Genomic DNA, 19323 nt, shown 5'->3' with positions numbered 1-19323 from the left:
CCTGCTGCGCCCGCCGGCCGCTGGCCGTCACGCGGGCGGATGATCCGGCAGATAGTCGAGCACCGCCCGGATGACCGCGTCCACCACCACCTCATGGGGGCTTTCGTGCGATTCCACGGTGATGTCCGCGGTGGCGTAGACCGGATAACGCTCCTCCATGAGACGGCGCATGACCGCCTCCGGATCGGGCGCCTGCAGCAGCGGGCGCCCGCCGCGCTTGCGCACGCGTTTCATCAGCACGTCGAGGTCGGCCTTCAGCCACACGGATACGCCGCGGGCGCGCACCAGCGCCCGCGTGCCCGGATCCATGAAGGCGCCGCCGCCGGTGGCCAGCACCTGGCCGCCCTCGGCCAGCAGGCGGGCGATGACGCGCCGCTCGCCGTCGCGGAAGAAGGCCTCGCCATGGGTGGCGAAAATTTCGGGAATCGTCTTGCCGGCGGCCTTCTCGATCTCGGCGTCGGAATCGACGAAAGGCAGCTCAAGACGGGCGGCCAGCCGGCGCCCCACCGTGCTCTTGCCGGAGCCCATCAGCCCCACCAGCACCAGGGAGCGCCCCCGCAGCCCGCGGCGAATCCGCGCGGCGACGGCTGACGGGGTCAGCCGGTCGTCTGGGTGTTGTTGCAACGTCATGGCATGTCGATACCATGCCTTCCCGCAGCTGTCTCGCCATGACTGGCGCGGAGCCGGCCGGAGGCCGCCGCGCCGGCGCTCCGGGGAAAACCGGCGCCGTTGACGCTTCAGGAACCGCGCCCGCGCATCATGCCGAGGTCCGGCGGGCCGCAGCGGGGGCCGCGCCACCGAAGAACCGGAGAGCAGATGCCGACGCTGTTCCGCCTCGTTTGCGCCGTCGCCGCGCTGGGAGCGGTGATCCTCGCCGTGATGACGGCGCTGGCCACCCTGGTGACGCCCGTTCCGCGCGAGATCGTCGCGCCCGTGCGGCTGCCGGCGCACGGGAGCGCGGACGCCCCCGTGACCGCCCGCGCCACGGCGAATGACCTGCAGCACGACGCGCGGAGGCATGATGCGCGCTGACGCCAGCACCGACCTGTTTCTCGACATGCTCGCCTCCGAGCGTGGGGCCTCGCCCAACACGCTCGACGCCTATGCGCGCGATCTCGCCGATTACGCCGCGTTCCTCGCCGGCGAAGGCCTCTCGCCGCTCGGGGCGGACGCCGCGGCGGTGCGCCGCTGGCTCGCCGGCCTGCACGAACGGGGGCTGGCGCCCTCCTCCGCCGCGCGGCGGCTCTCGGCCGTGCGCCAGCTGCACAAGTTTCTCTACGCCGAGGGCGAACGCGACGACGACCCCACCGTCGCCATCGAGGGGCCGAAGCTGGGACGGCCGCTGCCGAAAATCCTCACCATCGCCGAGGTGGACCGGCTGCTGGCGGCGGCGCGCGAGGGGCTGGACGACGAAAGCCGCCCCCGCCTCGCCCGCCTGCGGGCGGCGCGCATGAGCTGCCTGCTGGAGCTGCTTTACGCCACCGGCATGCGCGTCTCCGAGCTGGTGTCGCTGCCGGCCTCCGCCGCGCGCACGAAGGAACGTTTTCTGGTGATCACCGGCAAGGGCCGCAAGGAGCGGCTGACGCCGCTCACCGAGGCGGCGCGCGCGGCCATGAAGCGCTGGCTGGAGGCGCTGGAGACGCTGGGCGCGCCGGAGCCGGGGCCCCGGGCCGCGGCGCCGGCCGGCGACGCGCCGCCCGCCCCGCGCCGGCGCGGCCGCCCGAAGAAAGCCGCGCCGGAGCCGGCGGCCTCGCCATGGCTGTTTCCCTCCGACAGCGCCAGCGGCCATCTCACCCGCCAGGCCTTCGCCCGCGACCTCAAGGAGGTGGCCGCCGCCGCCGGCATCAGCCCTTCGCGGGTGAGCCCGCACGTGCTGCGCCACGCCTTCGCCAGCCACCTGCTGCACAATGGCGCGGACCTGAGGGTGGTGCAGGAGCTGCTCGGCCATGCCGACATCGCCACCACCCAGATCTACACCCACGTCCTGGACGAGCGGCTGAAATCGGTGGTGCGCGACCTGCACCCGCTGGCGCGCGCGCCGGTGGACGACTGAAGGCCGGCGCAGCCCCCCTCGCCCGCGGCGGCGTCAGCCATGACGGGCGCGCTGGCCGCCGGTTGCGGATTTGACACAAAATGACCAGATGTGAACACCAGTATGCCGCCCGGCCGCCGGCGCCCGCCGGCCCGCCGGAATGTCCCCTTGACCCGAAGCAACCCGGTTTCCTGCGCGGCGGAGGCCCTCCGCCCCGCCGCGCCGACGCCCCAGGAATGACCGCCACATGCGCGTGCGCCCCGTTCTGTTCGCCCTGCTCATCGCCGGCCTCGCCGGCGGCGCGTGGCATTTTTTCCGCTCCGGCGACGCGAAACAGGCGGCGGCCGGCCCGCGCCGCCCGCCGGTGGCGGTGATCACCGAGGAGGCGACGAAAGGCGCGTTTCCCGTGCGCCGGCGCACCATCGGCGTGGTCGAAACGCCGGCGTCGGTGGTGGTGCGCTCGCGCATCGCCAGCCAGATCGTCACGCAGCACGTCCGGGACGGCCAGATGGTGAAGGAGGGCGACCTGCTCTTCACCCTGGACGACCGCGAGGCCCGCGCCGCCGTGGCCCGGGACGAGGCCGCCGTGGCCCGCGACGAGGCGCTGCTGGCGCGCGCCAACGCCGACCAGGAGCGCGCCCGCCAGCTCGCCGCCCGCAGCGCCGCGTCGCAGTCACAGGTGGACCTCGCCGTCGCCAACGCCCGCAGCGCCGCCGCGGCGCTGGCCGGCTCGAAGGCCGCCCTCGACGCCAGCCGCCTGCAGCTCGACTACACCCGCATCCGCGCGCCCATGTCCGGCCGCCTCGGCTCGGTGCGCGTGGCGCCGGGCAATCTCGTCGGCGCCGGCGACCTCTCCGGCCAGGGGCTGGTCACCATCACCCAGATCCAGCCGGTGCGCGTCACCTTCACCCTGCCGGAGCGCGACCTGCCCGCCCTGCGCGAGGCGTTCCGCAGGGCGCCGCCGGTGGTGCGCGTCACCGCGCCCAATTCGGACCTGGCGCTGGGCGAGAGCCGGATCGACTTCATCGACAACGCCGTCGACACCAGCTCGGGCACCATTCTCGCCCGCGCCACCTTCGCCAACGAGGACCTGCGGCTGTGGCCGGGCATGTTCGTGGACGTGACGCTGGATCTGGACCAGCGGCCCGACACGGTCTCGGTGCCCACCATCGCCGTGCAGCAGGGCCAGGACTCGCCGTTCGTCTATGTGGTGGGCAAGGACGACGTGGTCTCCGCGCGGCCGGTGACGGTGTTCGCCGCCCTCGACGGCAGGACCGGCCTCGTCTCCGGCGTCTCGGCCGGCGAGCAGGTGGTGGTGGAGGGCCAGCAGCACATCGGCCCCGGCGTGAAGGTGGCGCCGACGCTGCGCCCTGCGACGTCCGCCGGCGACGGTCTGGCCAGGAACCCCGGCCCGCCGTCGAAAACGCGCGGGCCGGACCCGACCTGACCCCCCGCGCGGCGCGCGCCGCGCCCGCGCAGGCCCGTTCATGCGACAGGCAGCAACGCCGGAGCAAGCGACGTGAACATTTCGGAATTCTGCATTCGCCGCCCTGTCGCCACCATCCTGATGTGCGCGGCGCTGCTTGTGGGCGGCCTGTTCGCGTACCGCAACCTGCCGGTCGCGGCCTTGCCGCGCACGGATTTTCCGGTGATCTCGGTGACGGCGCAGCTGCCCGGCGCCTCGCCGGAGACGATGGCCAATTCGGTGGCGACGCCGCTGATCAAGCAGTTCGCCACCATCTCCGGCATCGACCAGATCACCACCACCAATTCGCTCGGCTCCACCACCATCAACATCCAGTTCGACCTCAACCGCGACATTGACGCGGCGGCGGCGGACGTGCAGGCGGCGCTGACCACGGCCCAGCGGCGGCTGCCGCCGGAAATGACCACCCTGCCGAGCTTCCGCAAGATCAACCCGGCCGACGCCCCGGTGCTGCTGCTGGCGCTGACCAGCGACGTGCTGCCGCTGTCCGAGCTCGACGCCTTCGCCCAGCAGGTGATCTCGCCGGCGGTGTCCACCATCAGCGGCGTGGCGCAGCTGCTGGTGTTCGGCTCGCAGAAATACGCGGTGCGCATCCAGGTGGATCCGAACGCCCTGGCGGCCCGCGGCATCGGCCTCGACCAGCTGCAGCAGGCGGTGGCGGCGGCCAACTCCTCCACGCCGGTGGGCTCCATCGACAACGACCAGCAGAGCATCACCATCCAGACCAACACGCAGATGGCGCGGGCGGCGCAGTTCCGCGACATCATCGTGGCGTGGTCCAACGACCGGCCGGTGCGCCTGCGCGACGTGGCCCGGGTGATCGACTCGGTGGAGAACGACAAGACCGCCAGCACCTATGACGGCGTGCGCTCCATCGTCATGGGCGTGTACCGCCAGCCGGACGCCAACACCGTGGAGGTGGTGGACCGGGTGAAGGCCATGCTGCCGGCCTTCCAGGCGCAGCTGCCGCCCTCCATCCAGCTGCACGAGCTGATCGACCGCTCGGTGTCGATCCGCGAGGCGGTGGCGGACGTGCAGTTCACGCTCTACCTGATCATCGCCCTGGTGGTGCTGGTGATCCTGCTGTTCCTGCGCCGCTTCACCGCCACGCTGATCCCCTCGCTGGCGGTGCCGATCTCGCTGATCGGCGCCTATGGGGCGATGTACCTGTGCGGCTTCTCCATCAACAACATCTCGCTGCTGGCGCTGACGCTGGCGGTGGGTCTCGTGGTCGACGACGCCATCGTCATGGTGGAGAACGTCTACCGCCACATGGAGGAATACGGGAAATCCGCCTGGCAGGCGGCCATCGACGGCTCGCGCGAGATCGGCTTCACCATCATTTCGATGACGCTGTCGCTGATCGCGGTGTTCATCCCGGTGCTGCTGATGGGCGGCGTGGTGGGGCGGGTGTTCCACGAGTTCGCCATCGTCGTCTCCTGCGCGCTGCTGGTCTCGGCCTTCGTGTCGCTGACGCTGACGCCGATGATGTGCGCCCGCATGCTCAAGGCCCCGCCCTCGCACGAGGAGGCGCGCCGTGGCCTGTTCGGCGTGTTCGAGCGCGCCTTCGACGCCATGCTGGCCGCCTATGACCGCACGCTGCAGGCCTCGCTGCGGGCGAAATTCGCCACCTTCCTGGTGTTCGTCGCGACGGTGGCGGCCACCGGATGGATGTTCGTGACCATCCCCAAGGGCTTCTTCCCCATCGAGGACATCAGCCAGCTCAGCTTCAGCACGGAGGCGCGCCAGGACATTTCGCTGCAGGACATGACGCGGCTGCAGAAACAGGTTGAGGACGTGTTCCGCCGCTCGCCTCACGTGGCGCACGTGGCGTCGGTGATCGGCGCCTCCGGCGGCACGCTCAACCAGGGCCGCGGCTTCGTGGAGCTGAAGCCCAAGAAGGAGCGGCCCGGCCTCGACGTGGTGCTGGCCGACCTGCGGCGCGAGCTGGGCAGGATCCCGGGCATCACCACCTTCGTCACGCCCACGCAGAACCTGCGCTTCGGCGCCACGCGCAGCCGCAGCCAGTACCAGTTCGTGATGCAGGGGCTGAACCAGGACGAGCTCTACCACTACGCCACGAAAATGGCCGACGCGCTGCGGCGCGACCCGCTGTTCCTCGACGTCGCCTCCGACCTGCAGGTCAACGCCCTGCAGGCGACGCTCACCGTGGACCGCGACAAGGCGCTGGCGCTGGGGGTCGACGCCGACCGGCTGCGCTCCACGCTCTACGGCGGCTTCGGGGAACGGCAGATCTCCACCATCTATTCAACCGGCGACAGCTATTCCGTGCTGATCGAATTCGATCCGCGCATGCAGTGGAGCGACGACCTGCTGGACACGGTGCGGGTGCGCTCCTCCACCGGCAAGCTGGTGCCGGTGGGAGCATTCGCCCGCATCGACCGCACGGTGGGCGTGCTCTCGGTCAACCAGCTCGGCCAGCTTCCGGCGGTGACGCTGTCGTTCAACCTGCCGCCGGGCGTGTCGCTGGGCGACGCCACGAAGCGCATCGAGGCCATCCGCGACGGCATGCAGCTGCCGCCCACCATCTCCACCACCTGGTCCGGCGACGCCAGCATCTTCCAGCAGGCGCTGGCCAACCAGGGCCTGCTGCTGCTGGCGGCGGTGCTGACCATCTACATCGTGCTCGGCATTCTTTACGAGAGCTTCATCCACCCGTTCACCATCCTCACCGGCCTGCCCTCGGCGGCGGTGGGCGCGCTGCTCTCGCTGGAGCTGATGGGGATGGACCTCAGCGTCATCGCCATGATCGGCATCCTGATGCTGATCGGCATCGTCAAGAAGAACGCCATCATGATGATCGACGTGGCGCTGCAGCTGCAGCGCGGCGGCGAAAATTCCGAAACGGCCATCTACCGGGCGGCGCTGATGCGCTTCCGGCCGATCATGATGACCACCATGGCGGCGCTGATCGGCACGCTGCCCATCGCCGTGGGGCACGGCCCCAGCGCCGAGCTGCGCCAGCCGCTGGGCGTGGCCGTGGTGGGCGGCCTGCTGCTGTCGCAGCTGCTGACGCTTTACATCACCCCCGTGCTCTACATTTACATGGAGCGGGTCAGCGACGCGTCGAAGGCCGTCTGGGCGGGCCTGGCGCGGCGCGTCATGCCGGCCGCGGGCGGCGACGCCGGCGGCAAGGCCGGGTGAGCCCGCCGGCGGCGGGCCGGCGCCCTAGCGGACGTCCGCCGTCGCCGGCCCCCGCACCCCGTGTTCCGTTCCTCCGGAGCGACGCCCGCGGCTCCGGAGCGCCGACCGTCGGCAGCCTTCAGGGAGACCCGATGACCGAGGCGCCCGTTCCCTCCGCCGCCCCCGCCCGCGCCGCCTCCGCCGGCGCGACGCCGCCGGCGCGACGCCGGGACGGCCCCCTGCGCCGTCTTCTCGCCGCGGCGGGCCTTGGCCTGTGGCTGGCGGCCGGCGCGCTCCCGTCCTGGCCGGCGGCCGCGCAGGAGAAGGCGCCCCAGGAAAAAGCCGCTCAAGAGAAAAATACCCAGGAGAGGAACGGCCAGGAGAAAAGCGCCCGGAACGGCGCAGCCGCCCCTGCCCAGGCGCGCGGGCAGGATCCGGCGGCCCCGGCGACAGGCGCCGGCGCGGGAGAGCCGGACGCGGAAATCAGCGCCCGCGAGGCCGCCCGCCTCGCCGCCGAGGCCCGCGCCGCCGCCGTGGCCAGCGCCAGTGAATCGTCCCAGCGCGCCCGGGCCCAGCTCGCCGCCATCGAGGGCGCGCTCGCCCGGCGCAACCACACCCGCGCCCAGCTGGACGAGCTGCGCGAGCGCCTCGCCGCGGTGACCGCCGACCTGCAGCAGACCCTTGCGCCGCTCACCCAGCGCGCCGCCGCCGCCAAGGCCCTGCTCGACCAGCTCGGGCCGAAGCCCGACGAAAAGAAGGACGGCCCCGAGACCCCTGAGGCCGCGGCCGAACGCGAAAGCCGCCTGCGCGCCCACTCCGAACTGGCCGAAACCGTGAAGGTGGGCAACGCCCTGCTGCTGCACGCCAGCCAGCTCTCGGAGGCGGTGAACAGCGAGCGGCGCAGCACCATCACCCATGCGCTGTTCGACCGCGCGTGGAGCATTCTCAGCCCGCAGCTGTGGATGTGGGTGGCCGGCGCGCTGCCGGACAACCTGCGGGCGCTGGGCGCGCTGGGCGGCGCGTGGCTGGAGACGGCGCGCGCCCGCTACGCCGACGGGCGGCTGCTGCCTTTCGGCCTGTCACTGGCGGCGTTCGGCGTGGTGTGGCTGGCGCGGCGCCTGGCGCTGCGGCGCCTGCGCGCCCGCAGCGCCCGCCAGACGAAGCCCGGCCCGCTGCGTCGCGCCGCCGTGGGGCTGCTCTCGGCGGCCGGCGACGTGGCGGCCGTCGCCCTGTGCTGCTGGCTGCTCTATCTGGGCGTGGAGGGCAGCAATCTGGCGCCGGGCCCGCTTGAGGAGCTGCTGCAGGCGGCCATGGCGGCGGTGGTGATTCTCGCCCTGGCGTGGCGGCTGCTGGCCGCCCTGCTGGCGCCGGCGGCGCCGCAGTGGCGGGTGATCGACGCGCCCGACCATGTGGCGACGGCTGCGGCGCGTTACCTGTTCATCGCCGCCGCCCTGGTGCTGGCCGGGCGCCTCGCCGACACGCTGCTGGGGGTGATCGGCGCCGATCACGCCACCGTCGCCGCCACCCGCGGCGTGGGCGCGGCGGCGGTTGCGCTGACGCTCGTCGCCATGCTGCGGCGCATCCGCGACGCCGCCGCCTGCGATGAGCACGGTCTTGGCCCCTATGTGCCACCGGACAGCGCCGTGCCGGGCATGTGGCGCCTCGCCGGCTGGGCCGTGGCCTCGCTGACGCTGCTGGCGGCGGCCGCCGGTTACGTCGCCCTCGCCACCTTCATCACCGAACAGTCCATGTGGACGCTGCTGCTGTTCGGCGTGACGAAGCTGCTGCTGCCGGTGATCGATCACGGCGTCGGCGGGCTGTTCGCCGACAACAGCCGGCTTTCGGTGGCGATGCAGACGGCGGTGGGCGTGCGCAAGCGCTCGCTCAACCAGATCGCCGTGGCGCTGGCGGGGGCGCTGCGCCTGGCGGTGATCGTCACGGCGGCGCTGCTGGCGCTGGCGCCGCTCGGCGTCGACTCCGGCGATTTCGCCGTGTCGCTGCGCAATCTCACCTTCGGCCTGTCGGTGGCGGGGCTGAACATCTCGCCGGGGAACATTCTCACCGGGGCGGCGCTGCTGGGGGCGGGCGTCCTGCTCACGCGCGCCTTCCAGGGCTGGCTGCGCGCCCGCTTCCTGCCGACCACCAGCCTCGACGCCGGCCTGCGCAACTCCATCACCACCGCGGCGGGCTATCTGGGCTTCTTCATCGCCATCGCGGCGACGCTGGCGCATTTCGGCCTCAGCCTCGACCGCATCGCCATCGTCGCCGGCGCGCTGTCGGTGGGCATCGGCTTTGGCCTGCAGTCCATCGTCAACAATTTCGTCTCGGGCCTGATCCTGCTGTGGGACCGCTCGATCAGCGTCGGCGACTGGATCGTGGTGGGCTCCGAGCAGGGCCATGTGAAGCGCATCAGCATCCGCGCCACCGAGATCCAGACCTTCGAGCGCGCCTCAATCATCGTGCCCAACTCCACCCTCGTGTCGGGCACGGTGAAGAACTGGCTGCGCAACAACCGCACCGGCCGCATCTCCATCACGGTGCAGGTGGGCTACCAGCAGGATCCGGAGGCGGTGAGCCGCCTGCTGCTCGACTGCGCCAGGGCCCATCCGGACGTGCTGCGCGAGCCGGCGCCTTCCGTGCTGTTCACCGGTTTCACCGCCACCACCCAGGATTTCGAGCTGCGCTGCTTCTGCGACGTGGAGTCGATGTCGCGCATCCGCAGCGAGCTGAACTACCGCCTGTTCCGGGCGCTGACCGACGCGGGCGTCTACGCCCCGCCCAGGCCGGCGCCGGCCGAAGTGCGGGTGCTGCCGCCGGACGACCTGCGCGACCTCATCCGCGCGCGGCTCGCCGGAAACGGCGACGGCCGCGGGGACGGGCGCGCCGGCGCGGGGCCGGACGATGCGCCGCAGCCGCCCGTAACGGCGCGTTGACGTCCGCCGGCGCAGGCTGCCTTACGCCAGATGGGGAGCCCTGTTCCGTGACCGTTAACCGTTGTCTCGCCTGCGCCGCCGCGGCGCTCGCCCTCGCCGGCTGCGCCGCGCAACCGCAGCCGCCAGCCGCGCCGGCCCGCCCGGCGTTTTACGTCGATCTCGGCGAGGGCGGCGCGCGGCTGGACGTGGCCGACGCCCTCGCCACCATCAATCTCTACCGCGCCCGCCACGGCCTTGCGCCGCTGCGGGCCGACCCGCAGCTGCAGGCCCTGGCTGACGCCGCGGCCGCGGCCATGGCGGCGCGCGACGCCCCGGCCTCCGCCGGCGCCCTGCGCCGGACCCTGGCGGCCCGCGGCGTGGCCGCGCCCATGGTCAGCATGTCCGCCGGCTACCGCACCATGGCGGAGGCCTTCTCCGGCTGGCGGGATTCGCCGGTGCATGACGCGGCCATGCGCAATCCGGCCGCCACGCGCGCCGGCGTCGCCGCCGCCAGCGCCCGCCCCGGCTCGAAGCACCGCGTCTACTGGACGCTCATCACCGCCGGCGACGGCGGCGGGGCGCGGTGAGGGAAAGCCCCGGGCGCGCGTGAAGGCCGCCCGCGAAGGGCCGCGCCCGCGCTCAGGCGGGCGGCTCCACGCCGCGCGGCCGGCCCGGCTCGTCCGGCGCGCGGGCGGCGATGGCGAGCGCGTGAACGCCGCCCGGCCCCAGCAGGTCCGCGAGCGCGGCGTTGACCATGCGGTGACGCTCCAGCCGGCTCTTGCCGGCGAAGGCCGCCGACACGACATGGAGCGAGAAATGGGTCTCGCCCTCCGGCCGCGCCCCGGCGTGGCCGGCGTGACGGTGGGAATCGTCGGTGATCTCCAGCTCCGTCGGGGCTAACGCCGCGACGAGACGCTCGCGGATCAGGTCAGCGCGCTTCACGGTTTCTCCATCCTTTCCGCATGTCGCGGGGGGCGGGCGACGGCCCGGCCAGGCCCCGGCGGGAATGACCACAGGGATTATCATACGTGCGCCGCGGACGCTTTTCTGCTAGCCTGCGGTTGCCCGCCGGAAGCTCCGGCGCCGCCCGGCGCGCTTCGCCCGGCGCTTCATCTGCGGTCCGCCCGAGACCGCTTTCCGGCGACTGGATCTCCGCCGGAGACCGGGCCGGCGGCCCGGTCCCGGCTCCCCGTGGCGAGGACAGGACGCGCTCCGCCCCTTGCCTCACCCCCGGCGCAATTCGCCGCGCCAGTCCCCGGCGCCCCCAGCGGGGCGCAGGCCAGGCAGCGGCGCGACGCATGACGGGCCTGGCGGCGGAAGGCCGCCGGCGGCGACGAAGGTTTCGCGTCCGGCGCGCCGCGCCGGGCAAGGTTCACTTACGCAAGACGCACAGCTGATGGACCTGACTTCTCCCCTGTTCGACCGCATTCGCGCCAGCCGCAAGAAGACGGAGGAGCCCCGCGCGCGCGTGCCGCCGTGCGACCATCCGGGCTGCACCCTGCCGGGCGAGCACCGGGCGCCGAAAGGCCGGCTGATGGAGGGGCAGTACTGGCGCTTCTGCCTTGAGCACGTGCGCGAGTACAACCGCTCCTACAATTACTTCAGCGGCATGAACGAACAGGACGTCACCCGCCACCTCCAGCAGGACCAGGTGGGGCACCGGCCCACCTGGCGCATGGGCGTGGACGGCGTGGCGGGCGTGCGCGCGCGCGTCAGCGTGGACGGGCGCGTCGACGACCCGTTCAACCTGTTCCGCGCCGCGGCGGGGCCGCGCCACGGCGCCGCCGGCCGGCCGCGCCACGGCATCGCGGTGCGCAAGGCGCTGGAAGCCATGGACCTGCGCGAGGACGCCGACCGGGAGACCATCCGCGCCCGCTACAAGCAGCTGGTGCGCCGCTTCCACCCGGACGCCAACGGCGGCGACCGCAGCTTTGAGGGCCGGTTCCAGGAAATCATCCAGGCCTACGGCGTGCTGCGCCAGCACGGCATGTGCTGAACCGCCCGGCGCGGCCCCCTGCGCGGCCGGCGGCGGGCGCGCAGCCATCATGACCGGGAAACATTGCCCCGGGACGAAACGGGTTCTAGAACAGTTGAGTCGCTTTCCGCCATGGCGGCGCGCGCCGCGGGGCGGGCCGTCCGGATATCCGGAGCGCGCCTGCGCCGGGGCGGCCGGGCCACGCCAGCCGTGCGAACCTTACCGGCGCAGGGGCCGTGCGTCTCATCGCGCTGGCGGAGCGTGACGCCTGACCGCCGCCGGCCCGAAGCGGTCAGACGGCGCCAGTTCACGCTCCCGGGGCCGCATCCGGTTGCAGATCGAGGAAGTACATGCAAGCCCAAAGCGCATCATCCGGCCTGCCGGATGTGAAAGTCTCCGTCCGCAAACTGTTCGGCATCGACACGGACCTGGAAGTTCCGGCCTATTCGGCCCCCAGCGAGCACGTGCCGGAGCTCGACCCGGACTACCTGTTCGACCGTGAGACCACGCTCGCCATCCTCGCCGGCTTCGCCTGGAACCGCCGGGTGATGGTCACCGGCTATCACGGCACCGGCAAGTCCACCCATATCGAGCAGACGGCGGCGCGCCTCAACTGGCCCTGCGTGCGCGTGAACCTGGACAGCCACGTCTCGCGCGTCGACCTGGTGGGCAAGGACGCCATCGTCCTCAAGGACGGCAAGCAGGTCACCGAGTTCCGCGACGGCATCCTGCCCTGGGCCCTGCAGAACAACGTCGCCCTGGTGTTCGACGAATATGACGCCGGCCGCGCCGACGTGATGTTCGTGATCCAGCGCGTGCTGGAGGTCTCGGGCAAGCTGACGCTGCTCGACCAGAACCGCGTCATCCATCCGCATCCGGCCTTCCGCCTGTTCGCCACCGCCAACACCATCGGCCTTGGCGACACCTCGGGCCTGTATCACGGCACCCAGCAGATCAACCAGGGCCAGATGGACCGCTGGTCGATCGTGGTGACGCTGAACTACCTGCCGCACGACCGCGAGGTGGCGATCGTGCTGGCCAAGGCGCCGCACTATCGCGACAGCCAGGAAGGCCGCGACACCGTGGACCGGATGGTGCGCCTCGCCGCCCTCACCCGCAACGCCTTCATGAACGGCGACCTCTCCACGGTGATGAGCCCGCGCACGGTGATCACCTGGGCGGAGAACGCCCATATCTTCGGCGACGTGGGCATGGCCTTCCGCCTCACCTTCCTCAACAAGTGCGACGAGCTGGAGCGTCCGCTGGTGGCCGAGTTCTACCAGCGCTGCTTCGGCCGGGAGCTGCCGGAAAGCGCCGCCAACCTGGCGCTGGCCTGACGGCCCGCAGGCGGGCTCCGGCCGCGCGCCGCAGCCCGCGCCCTGGCTGCGCGGCCATTTCCGGATGCGGACGCGCCAGCTTCCAGGCATACTGGGCGCAATCCGGGGCGGCCCGCCCGGCGGCGACGCCGCGGGCCGCTCCAGCGGTCTAACCGGCCGGCCCCGCGGCCGCCAGCCCGGCTGCGGGCTGGCGTCGCGGTCCGGCCCAGTCAGGACGGGCGATCGTGACGATCCCGAACACCCGGGGGGGAAGCCCGAAGCCCACCCCAACCGAACCCCTGAAGCGCGCGGTCGCCGACTGCATGCGCGCCATCGCCGGCGACAGCGCGCTGGAGGTTGCTTTCGGCTCCGACCGGCCGGGCCTCTCCGGCGAGCGCGCCCGGCTGCCCGAGCCGCCGCGGAAAATGTCCGCCGCCGACGTCGCCGTGCTGCGCGGCCACGCCGACTCCATGGCCCTGCGCCTCGCCCTGCACGACGACGCCGTGCACCGCAAATACGCCCCGGCCGGCGCCGACGCCCGCGCCATCTATGACGCGGTGGAGCAGGCGCGCGTGGACGCCATCGGCAGCCGCCGCATGGCCGGCGCCGCAGGCAACATCGCCGCCATGCTCGAGGACCGCTACGGCCGCGCCAATCTGGCCAGCGTCTCCGACCGCGCCGAGGCGCCCCTGCCCGACGTGCTGGCGATGATCGCCCGCGAGCGCCTCACCGGCCTCAGGCCGCCGCCCTCCATCGCCCGCGCCGTGGAGCTGTGGCGCGACAGCGTGGAAAGCCGCGCGGCCCGCAGCCTTGACGCCCTCGTCGACGCCATCGACGACCAGAAGGCCTTCGCCCGTTCGGTGCGCGAGCTGCTCTCCAGCCTCGACATGGCCGACGAGCTCGACGACGACGGGAGCGAGGACGACGACGACCAGCAGCAGCAGGACGAGCCGCAGTCCGGCGGCGAGGAGGAGCAGGGCGACGCCGGCCAGCAGGACGCCGGCGAGCGCGGCGAGACTGAAACCACGGACGAATTCTCCGACGAGCTGCAGGAAGGAGCCATGGAGGCGGACGACGCGCCGCCCGGCGAAGTCACGGACGACTCGGACCTCTCCGATTCCGAGACCCCCGGCGACGCCCCGCGCCCGCCCCAGACCCGCCCCGGCGACGGGCGCGCCGCGGAATACCGCGCCTTCACCACCCGGTTCGACGAGGTGGTGACCGCCGAGGAGCTGTGCGATCCGGAAGAGCTGGCGCGCCTGCGCGGCTATCTCGACAAGCAGCTCGCCAACCTGCAGGGCGTGGTGGCCCGCCTCGCCAACCGCCTGCAGCGCAAGCTGCAGGCCCAGCAGAACCGCGCCTGGGAGTTTGACCTGGAGGAGGGCATGCTCGACCCGGCGCGGCTGACGCGGGTGATCGTCGATCCCTTCCAGGCGCTGTCGTTCAAGCAGGAAAAGGACACCAACTTCCGCGACACGGTGGTGACGCTGCTGATCGACAATTCCGGCTCCATGCGCGGCCGGCCGATCACCGTGGCCGCCACCTGCGCCGACGTGCTGGCCCGCACCCTGGAGCGCTGCGGCGTCAAGGTGGAGATTCTCGGCTTCACCACCCGGGCGTGGAAGGGCGGCCAGTCGCGCGAGCTGTGGCTGCAGTCCGGCAAGCCGCAGAATCCGGGCCGCCTCAACGACATCCGCCACATCATCTACAAGGCGGCGGACGCCCCGTGGCGGCGCGCCCGCAAGAACCTCGGCCTGATGATGCGCGAGGGGCTGCTGAAGGAGAACATCGACGGCGAGGCGCTGGACTGGGCCCACAAGCGGCTGCTGGCGCGCCCCGAACAGCGCAGGATCCTGATGGTGATCTCCGACGGCGCGCCGGTGGACGACTCCACCCAGTCGGTCAATCCCGGCAACTATCTGGAGCGGCACCTGCGCCAGGTCATCGCCGCCATTGAGGAGCGCTCGCCGGTGCAGCTCATCGCCATCGGCATCGGCCATGACGTGACGCGCTATTACCGCCGCGCCGTCACCATCGTCGACGCGGAGGAGCTGGGCGGCGCCATGACCGACAAGCTGGCCGAACTGTTTGACGAGAACGAGCCCCCGCGCCAGCGCCGCGGCCGGCGCCGGTGACGCGCCGCAGGCGCCGGCGCAGGCCGCGTTCGCAACGCCCGGGCCTGGCTCCGGGCTTCCTGTTGAGACGCGGGGCGGGCCCCGCCCAATAAACGGCGGGATGCCGGCGGGGCGCGCTCCAGGCGCCGGCGCGGGCATGGCGGCGGAACGCAAGGGCGCGCCCCCTTACGGCGGCCCCCGGAAAAGGCGCCCGCGCGGAATGGCGCGGCCAGCGCTAGCGGGGCGCAAGGGAGAGACAGGGAACGCAAACAGAAAAGGCGGCCCGCAGGCCGCCGTTTTCCATCACTGTCCGGAACCGGACGCACGCCTCAGCTGGCGGCGGCGGTCCGCTTCTCGATCTCGCGCTTCAGGGCGAGCGCGCCCGGCGACAGCTCCGACGCCGAAGCCTTGGCGAGGAACGCGTCCAGACCGCCACGGTGCTCGACCGAACGCAGCGCCGCGGCGCTGACGCGCAGGCGAACCGAGCGCTCGAGAATCTCGGACTGGAGGGTGACGTTGCACAGGTTCGGAAGGAACCGGCGCTTGGTCTTGCGATTGGAGTGGCTCACGAGATGGCCGGTCAGAACGGCCTTCCCAGTCAGCTCGCAACGGCGGGCCATGATCGTTGTCCTGCTCAACGGCGAAGCGACGCGGGCCCGCATGGCGGGCAGCTAGCTTGACCGACAATTCCATGAAGTGCCGGAGCTATAGAGGCGCGCACCGCGCCCGTCAACCCGCGCCGCCCGATTTGCCCCCGCCTGGACCGACAAAACCCCGGCGCCGCGGCCTTTCGTCCCCTCTCTCCCCAGCCTGGCGCGGCCGCCGCCCGCCCTTCACGCGGCGGAAACCCAATTACGCCACAAGGAAAGGATAACGCCAGGCAGGCGCCGGCGGCGGGGCGCGGCCGGAGGGGGGGCAGGCTCAGACAGGGCCGGACGCCTGCCGTGAAGGCGCGGCGGGCGCCGAACGATACGGCATAACGCCCAACAATCAGACACAATGCCCGGAAAGGCGCCGTTGTGACGCGCGGCGATTCCGGCGAACCTGCGCGGCTCACGCGCGACGACGACGCATCCCTGGAGTTCCTGCAGTGGCGACAAATCTTTCGAGCGATCTCAGATCCGGCGCGCTGGTGTACCACAGCCATCCCCGCCCCGGGAAACTGGCGATCAAGGCGACCAAGCCGCTGGGCAACCAGCGCGACCTCGCGCTCGCCTATTCGCCGGGCGTCGCCGCCGCCTGCGAGGCCATTCACGCCGATCCCGCCGAAGCCGCCCGCTACACCATCCGCCAGAATCTCGTCGCCGTCATCTCCAACGGCACCGCCGTGCTGGGGCTCGGCGACATCGGCCCGCTGGCCGCCAAGCCGGTGATGGAGGGCAAGGCCGTCCTGTTCAAGAAGTTCGCCGGCATCGACGTGTTCGACATCGAGGTGGCGGAGAAGGATCCGGAGCGCCTCGTCAACGTCATCGCCGCGCTGGAGCCGACCTTCGGCGGGATCAACCTTGAGGACATCAAGGCGCCGGAGTGCTTCGAGATCGAGGAGCGGCTGCGCGAGCGCATGTCCATCCCGGTGTTCCACGACGACCAGCACGGCACCGCCATCATCGTCGGCGCGGCCGTCACCAACGGTCTCGCCCTCGCCGGCAAGAAGATCGACGAGATCAAGATCGTCGCCTCCGGCGCCGGCGCCGCCGCCCTCGCCTGCCTCAACCTGCTGGTGTCGCTGGGCGCGCGGCGGGAGAACATCTGGGTCACCGACATCGAGGGCGTGGTCCATGAGGGCCGCCCGACGCTGATGGACCGGTGGAAGGCGAAATTCGCGCAGAAGACCGACGCCCGCACCCTCGACGACGTGATCGGCGGCGCCGACGTGTTCCTCGGCGTCTCCGCCGGCGGCGTGCTCCGGCCGCACATGCTGCAGAAGATGGCGCCGCGGCCGCTGATCCTCGCCCTCGCCAATCCCGATCCGGAAATCATGCCGGACGAGGCGCAGAAGGCCCGCCCGGACGCCATGATCTGCACCGGCCGCTCGGACTTCCCCAACCAGGTCAACAACGTCCTGTGCTTCCCCTTCATCTTCCGCGGCGCGCTGGACGTGGCCGCCACCACCATCAATGAGGAGATGAAGCTGGCCGCCGTGCACGCCATCGCGGCGCTGGCGCGCGAGGCGCCCTCGGACATCGTCGCCAGCTCCTTCGGCGGCGACGTGCAGCCGTTCGGCCCCCGCTCGCTCATCCCCAATCCGTTCGATCCGCGCCTCATCCTGCGCATCGCGCCGGCGGTGGCGAAGGCGGCCATGGACACCGGCGTGGCAACGCGGCCTCTGCCGGACCTGGAGGCCTATGCGGAGAGCCTGACGCGCTTCGTGTTCCGCTCCGGCTTCGTGATGAAACCGCTGATCAGCCGCGCCAGGGCCAACCCCAAGCGCGTGATCTACGCCGAGGGCGAGGACGAGCGCGTGCTGCGCGCGGTGCAGGCGCTCTCCGAGGAAGGCTTCGCCCGGCCGATCCTGGTGGGCCGCCCGGCCGTGGTGGAGGCGCGCATCCGCCGGTTCGGCCTCACCATCCGCCAGGGGGTGGATTTCGAGCTGACCAATCCCGAGGACGACCCGCGCTATCGCGATTATGTCGCCACCTACATCGAGGTGGCCGGCCGCAAGGGCATCACCCCGGACGCCGCCCGCACCCTGGTGCGCACCAACAATACGGTGATCGCGGCGCTGGCCGTGCGCCGCGGCGACGCCGACGCCATGATCTGCGGCCTGGAGGGGCGTTTCCAGTCGCGCCTGCGCCACATCGCCGACATCATCGGCCTGAAGCCGGGGGTGCAGGACATGGCCGCCGTCTCGCTGGTGATCACCAGCAAGGGGCCGTTCTTCATCGCCGACACCCATGTGCGCAACGATCCGGACGCCGAGGAGCTGGCGGAGATGGCCATCGCCTGCGCCAGCCACGTGCGCCGCTTCGGCATGGAGCCGCAGATCGCCATGGTGTCGCACTCGGACTTCGGCTCGTCCGACTCGCCTTCGGCGCGCAAGATGCGCGCCGCGCTGGAGCTGGTGCGCGAGCGCGCGCCGGACCTGGTGATTGACGGCGAAATGGCGGCCGACACCGCCCTCTCCCGCGACGTGCGCGACCGGGTCTATCCCAACTCCACCCTGACGGACTCGGCCAATGTGCTGATCATGCCCAACCTCGACGCCGCCAACATCGCCTTCCAGATGACCAAGGCGGTGGCGGACGCCCTGCCGGTGGGGCCCATTCTCATCGGCCCGGCGCGGCCGGCGCACATTCTCACCCCCTCGGTGACGGCGCGCGGCATCGTCAACCTCACCGCCATCGCCGTGGTGGAGGCGCAGGACCTGGAGCGCGACCGGCTGGCGGGCGGCCGCTGAACCGCAGCGGGCGCGACGTGCGCGACAGCCCTTGTCCGGCCCGCGCCGGCGCCGGACAATGCGGGGCGGGCCGGGCCGCCGCGCGCCGGCGGACCACCGGCCGCAAACCGGCCATGGGGGAGGAAACAGGGTGACGGGCGTTGCGGGCCAGGGCGCCGGCGGGCGCACATGCGGATCATGCACGCTGTGCTGCAAGGTGATGGGCATCGCCGCGCTGGCCAAGCCGCGCGGCCGCTGGTGCCCGCGCTGCCGCCCGGGCAAGGGCTGCGCCAGCTACGCGACGCGGCCGCAGGAGTGCCGCAGCTTCGCCTGCCTGTGGCTGGGCGGCGGCTTTCTGGGCGACGAATGGCGGCCGGACCGCTGCAAGATGGTGCTCTACACCGAGCACGGCGGCGCGCGCCTGGTGGTGCAGACCGACCCCGGCGCCGGGCCGGTGTGGCGGCGCGAACCGTGGCTCGGCCAGATCCGCGCCTGGGCGGCGGCGGCCGCGGCGAGCCGGCGGCAGGTGATGGTGATGACCGGCGACGTCGCAACCCTCGTGCTGCCGGACCGGGACGTGCATCTGGGCCGGCTGCGGGAAGGCGACCAGGTGATCGTGCACGAGCGCCTGCAGGGCGGCGCCCCCGCCTGGGAGGTGGAGGTGCGCCCGGCCGCGGGCTGAGCCGGCTCAGTCGAGCGGGCGCGCCTCGTCCGGCAGCATGATCGGGATGCCGTCGCGGATGGGATAGGCCAGCCGCGCCTGACGGCTGACCAGCTCCTGACGCTCCGCGTCATACTCCAGCGTCGCCTTGGTGAGCGGGCAAACCAGCAGTTCAAGCAGGCGCGGATCAAGCCGGGCGGCGCCTTCCTGGGCCGTCGCCTCCGTCTCCTGCGCCGGCCGGGGGGCCGTGTTGTCCTCTGCCGTCATCGCATTCGCTCCATCGCCAGATGGCGTCAATAATGGCCGG

At 72.2% G+C, this 19323-nt stretch carries 15 protein-coding genes; 11 read left to right on the top strand and 4 right to left on the bottom strand.

Going from position 1 to position 19323, the window contains the following annotated elements:
- Window positions 1–27 precede the first annotated feature (27 nt).
- The gene (locus ACFFJB_RS13810) at window positions 28–630 is read right to left on the bottom strand and encodes a shikimate kinase (protein WP_376832163.1); all 603 of its coding nucleotides are present in this window, start codon (window positions 628–630) and stop codon (window positions 28–30) included.
- 186 nt (window positions 631–816) lie between these two features.
- On the opposite strand from ACFFJB_RS13810, the gene ACFFJB_RS13805 reads away from it, so the two are divergent.
- From ACFFJB_RS13805 to ACFFJB_RS13780, 6 genes are all read left to right on the top strand, one after another.
- On the top strand, window positions 817–1032 hold the full coding sequence (locus ACFFJB_RS13805) for a hypothetical protein (RefSeq protein ID WP_376832161.1): 216 nt from the start codon (window positions 817–819) through the stop codon (window positions 1030–1032).
- Window positions 1022–2053 (top strand): site-specific tyrosine recombinase XerD, encoded by a 1032-nt coding sequence (locus ACFFJB_RS13800; protein ID WP_376832714.1) that lies wholly within the window; start codon window positions 1022–1024, stop codon window positions 2051–2053. The genes ACFFJB_RS13805 and ACFFJB_RS13800 overlap by 11 nt, the downstream gene beginning before the upstream one ends.
- 226 nt (window positions 2054–2279) lie before the next feature.
- Window positions 2280–3479, top strand: a complete 1200-nt coding sequence (locus tag ACFFJB_RS13795; RefSeq protein WP_376832159.1) for an efflux RND transporter periplasmic adaptor subunit — start codon at window positions 2280–2282, stop codon at window positions 3477–3479.
- A 72-nt stretch (window positions 3480–3551) separates the two neighbouring features.
- Window positions 3552–6683, top strand: coding sequence for an efflux RND transporter permease subunit (locus tag ACFFJB_RS13790; RefSeq protein ID WP_376832157.1), 3132 nt, complete (start codon window positions 3552–3554; stop codon window positions 6681–6683).
- A 131-nt stretch (window positions 6684–6814) separates the two neighbouring features.
- The gene (locus ACFFJB_RS13785) at window positions 6815–9595 is read left to right on the top strand and encodes a DUF3772 domain-containing protein (RefSeq protein ID WP_376832155.1); all 2781 of its coding nucleotides are present in this window, start codon (window positions 6815–6817) and stop codon (window positions 9593–9595) included.
- Window positions 9596–9642: 47 nt separating this feature from the next.
- Window positions 9643–10161, top strand: a complete 519-nt coding sequence (locus ACFFJB_RS13780) for a CAP domain-containing protein (RefSeq protein ID WP_376832153.1) — start codon at window positions 9643–9645, stop codon at window positions 10159–10161.
- A gap of 52 nt (window positions 10162–10213) precedes the next feature.
- On the opposite strand, the gene ACFFJB_RS13775 is transcribed toward ACFFJB_RS13780, so the two are convergent.
- The gene (locus ACFFJB_RS13775) at window positions 10214–10516 is read right to left on the bottom strand and encodes a BolA family protein (protein ID WP_376832151.1); all 303 of its coding nucleotides are present in this window, start codon (window positions 10514–10516) and stop codon (window positions 10214–10216) included.
- A gap of 454 nt (window positions 10517–10970) precedes the next feature.
- Between ACFFJB_RS13775 and ACFFJB_RS13770 the strand changes: the two genes are divergently transcribed.
- The 3 genes from ACFFJB_RS13770 to cobT all read left to right on the top strand — a co-directional run bounded on the left by ACFFJB_RS13770 (window position 10971) and on the right by cobT (window position 15000).
- Window positions 10971–11570 carry a J domain-containing protein gene (locus ACFFJB_RS13770; protein ID WP_376832149.1) on the top strand — a complete coding sequence of 200 codons (600 nt, stop codon included), beginning with the start codon at window positions 10971–10973 and terminating at the stop codon, window positions 11568–11570.
- 329 nt (window positions 11571–11899) lie between these two features.
- A complete protein-coding gene (cobS, locus tag ACFFJB_RS13765; RefSeq protein ID WP_376832147.1) occupies window positions 11900–12886 on the top strand; it encodes a cobaltochelatase subunit CobS in 987 nt (328 codons plus the stop codon).
- Between the two features lie 224 nt (window positions 12887–13110).
- The gene (gene cobT / locus ACFFJB_RS13760) at window positions 13111–15000 is read left to right on the top strand and encodes a cobaltochelatase subunit CobT (RefSeq protein WP_376832145.1); all 1890 of its coding nucleotides are present in this window, start codon (window positions 13111–13113) and stop codon (window positions 14998–15000) included.
- Window positions 15001–15308: 308 nt separating this feature from the next.
- Here cobT and rpmB read toward each other — a convergent pair whose 3' ends face one another.
- Window positions 15309–15599: a 50S ribosomal protein L28 gene (gene rpmB, locus ACFFJB_RS13755; RefSeq protein WP_376832143.1), complete on the bottom strand. Its 291-nt coding sequence runs from the start codon at window positions 15597–15599 to the stop codon at window positions 15309–15311.
- A gap of 470 nt (window positions 15600–16069) precedes the next feature.
- On the opposite strand from rpmB, the gene ACFFJB_RS13750 reads away from it, so the two are divergent.
- Window positions 16070–18376: an NADP-dependent malic enzyme gene (locus ACFFJB_RS13750; protein ID WP_376832141.1), complete on the top strand. Its 2307-nt coding sequence runs from the start codon at window positions 16070–16072 to the stop codon at window positions 18374–18376.
- 130 nt (window positions 18377–18506) lie between these two features.
- Entirely contained in the window at window positions 18507–19037 is a 531-nt protein-coding gene (locus ACFFJB_RS13745; protein WP_376832139.1) for a hypothetical protein, read from the top strand.
- Window positions 19038–19043: 6 nt separating this feature from the next.
- On the opposite strand, the gene ACFFJB_RS13740 is transcribed toward ACFFJB_RS13745, so the two are convergent.
- Window positions 19044–19283 carry a Trm112 family protein gene (locus tag ACFFJB_RS13740; protein ID WP_376832137.1) on the bottom strand — a complete coding sequence of 80 codons (240 nt, stop codon included), beginning with the start codon at window positions 19281–19283 and terminating at the stop codon, window positions 19044–19046.
- Window positions 19284–19323 lie beyond the last annotated feature (40 nt).

Origin of the sequence: Camelimonas abortus, assembly GCF_042432745.1 — a bacterium.
In the GTDB taxonomy this organism is placed as follows: Bacteria; Pseudomonadota; Alphaproteobacteria; order Rhizobiales; family Beijerinckiaceae; genus Camelimonas; species Camelimonas abortus.
The sequence above is the reverse complement of the archived record's forward strand: the minus strand, read 5'-3'. Positions and strand labels throughout refer to the sequence as shown.

Bases quoted from the DNA above. Each gene is read 5' to 3' on its own strand.
- ACFFJB_RS13810 (WP_376832163.1), bottom strand. From the start codon at position 630: ATGACGTTGCAACAACACCCAGACGACCGGCTGACCCCGTCAGCCGTC.
- ACFFJB_RS13805 (WP_376832161.1), top strand. From the start codon at position 817: ATGCCGACGCTGTTCCGCCTCGTTTGCGCCGTCGCCGCGCTGGGAGCG.
- ACFFJB_RS13800 (WP_376832714.1), top strand. From the start codon at position 1,022: ATGCGCGCTGACGCCAGCACCGACCTGTTTCTCGACATGCTCGCCTCC.
- ACFFJB_RS13795 (WP_376832159.1), top strand. From the start codon at position 2,280: ATGCGCGTGCGCCCCGTTCTGTTCGCCCTGCTCATCGCCGGCCTCGCC.
- ACFFJB_RS13785 (WP_376832155.1), top strand. From the start codon at position 6,815: ATGACCGAGGCGCCCGTTCCCTCCGCCGCCCCCGCCCGCGCCGCCTCC.
- ACFFJB_RS13770 (WP_376832149.1), top strand. From the start codon at position 10,971: ATGGACCTGACTTCTCCCCTGTTCGACCGCATTCGCGCCAGCCGCAAG.
- cobS (WP_376832147.1), top strand. From the start codon at position 11,900: ATGCAAGCCCAAAGCGCATCATCCGGCCTGCCGGATGTGAAAGTCTCC.
- rpmB (WP_376832143.1), bottom strand. From the start codon at position 15,599: ATGGCCCGCCGTTGCGAGCTGACTGGGAAGGCCGTTCTGACCGGCCAT.
- ACFFJB_RS13740 (WP_376832137.1), bottom strand. From the start codon at position 19,283: ATGACGGCAGAGGACAACACGGCCCCCCGGCCGGCGCAGGAGACGGAG.